This is a genomic window from Sphingobacteriales bacterium (assembly GCA_012517435.1).
Classification (GTDB): Bacteria; Bacteroidota; Bacteroidia; order CAILMK01; family JAAYUY01; genus JAAYUY01.
This window is the reverse complement of record JAAYUY010000211.1, coordinates 1-1,664: the sequence shown is the minus strand read 5'-3', so window position 1 is coordinate 1,664 and position 1,664 is coordinate 1. Positions and strand designations below refer to the sequence as shown.

Here is a 1,664-nt window from a genome sequence, read left to right as displayed (position 1 = left end):
CAAAAAAATACCGATCAAGGAGATGAAAAAGGGATTTGGTTACAATGCTGATATCCTGTGCATGTTAAATATTCAGGGCTGCAAAGTAGATGATGTGGAGATCAGGCCGGTATACGGTAATGAAAAAAGTAAGATCAAGTTATGGAAATACATACCGGAAGTAAGCTGCCTGCTGATCAGGTTGTTCTTCCGCCGCTTGTGGAAGCGCTATATTGTCCGTGATTTCAATCCACTGGTTCTGTTTTACGGTTTTTCTTTTTTTCTGAGTATTTTTGTTGTTATTCCCCTGATTGTCAGATTCTTTGTCTTATACAACCGCTATGGACAGGCACCTCAAACCACACTGATCATCCTGGTCTTTGTCGCTTTTTTCGCATTTCAATCTATGCTGTTTGCCATCTGGATGGACATGGACTATAACAAACGCCGATGAAGCTTTTTTGGATAATCGATGTCTTCTACCCGAGGAAATGAAATGGAAAAAATCAGGCATATTGATAAAAAAGAACTGCATAGTCTGAAAAACTATATTTGGAATGGTCTTTTTTATCTGCTTTACGGTTTTTTTAAAAACCTGTCCTTTCCCTTATGCAACTATTTACGCTATGGCTGCCTAATCCTTTTTGGAGCCAAAATTAAAACCGCCGCCATCGGTGAGGGGGTTACGGTTTTTTGCCCTTGGGATTTAACAATCGGCGCTAATACCACTATTGGCGCCCGCTGCACCCTGACTGCCTACGGCGGGTTGAAGATCGGAAATAACGTCCGTATTGCCCCCAACGTGATAATCATGACCACTGATCACACTTACGCAGACGCCAAAACACTCATTCGTAACCAGGGTTTCAAATTGGGATCGGTGGAAATTGGCAATGATGTCTGGCTGGCAGCCAATGTGGTAATCGTGAAAGGAGTCCGTATCGGTGATGGTGCTGTCATTGGCGCCAATTCGGTCGTAGCGGATGATATTCCTCCCTACTCCATAGCAGTTGGATCCCCCTGCAAAGTTATCGGCAGCCGGAAATAATCTCTTCTTTTCATCCAAATTTATGAAACGCTTCACTGAAAAACTGCTCACAGTCCTCGAAAAGTTGAATCCCGAAGTATTCAGGAAAATAAAAACATCCATGACCAGCCGCCTATTCCAGGGGTTTTCCTGGAACATGTTGAGCCTGGTCATTCTGGCAGCCAACGGATTTCTGATGAATGCCCTGATCGTTGCCACTAGGGGCGAGGAAGCTCTGGGGGTTTTCAACCAGGTATATGCTATCTACCTGATCTTTTCCCAGGTAGTCGTCTTTGGGCTGCATCATTCCGTCCTGCGTTTGATTTCCATGCATGATAAGGACCGTGATTATTGTTCTGAAATTACCATTTCCGCACTGATCCTGATCGCGCTGATCTCAATACCAGCAACGATCTTAAGCATGTTGCTGATAAAACCGATCAGTAACTTTTTAGACAGCCCGGATGTGATTGCTGGGTTGTTTTACACGCTGCCGAGCCTATTCTTTTTCTCGATTAACAAAGTACTCATCAACGTACTGAACGGATTAGATGAAATGAAGACCTTTTCCTTCTTCCGTTCGCTGCGCTATGTTCTTTTGCCAGTTATTATCCTCATCATCATTGTCTTAAAACTGGACAGCCGCTATATTTCGCTT

General features: G+C 43.7%; 3 protein-coding genes. All 3 read left to right on the top strand.

Features of this window, described 5'->3' with window-relative positions; all coding sequences use genetic code 11:
- Nucleotides 1-22: 22 nt before the first annotated feature.
- On the top strand, nt 23-433 hold the full coding sequence (locus GX437_11720; GenBank protein ID NLJ08328.1) for a hypothetical protein: 411 nt from the start codon (nt 23-25) through the stop codon (nt 431-433).
- 42 nt (nt 434-475) lie between these two features.
- A complete protein-coding gene (locus GX437_11715) occupies nt 476-1,027 on the top strand; it encodes an acyltransferase (GenBank protein NLJ08327.1) in 552 nt (183 codons plus the stop codon).
- Between the two features lie 22 nt (nt 1,028-1,049).
- The coding region (locus tag GX437_11710; GenBank protein NLJ08326.1) for an oligosaccharide flippase family protein at nt 1,050-1,664 on the top strand (615 nt) is incomplete at its 3' end.

Excerpts from the sequence above, each read along its gene's own strand:
- GX437_11720 (NLJ08328.1), top strand. The coding sequence starts at position 23 with ATGAAAAAGGGATTTGGTTACAATGCTGATATCCTGTGCATGTTAAAT.
- GX437_11715 (NLJ08327.1), top strand. The coding sequence starts at position 476 with ATGGAAAAAATCAGGCATATTGATAAAAAAGAACTGCATAGTCTGAAA.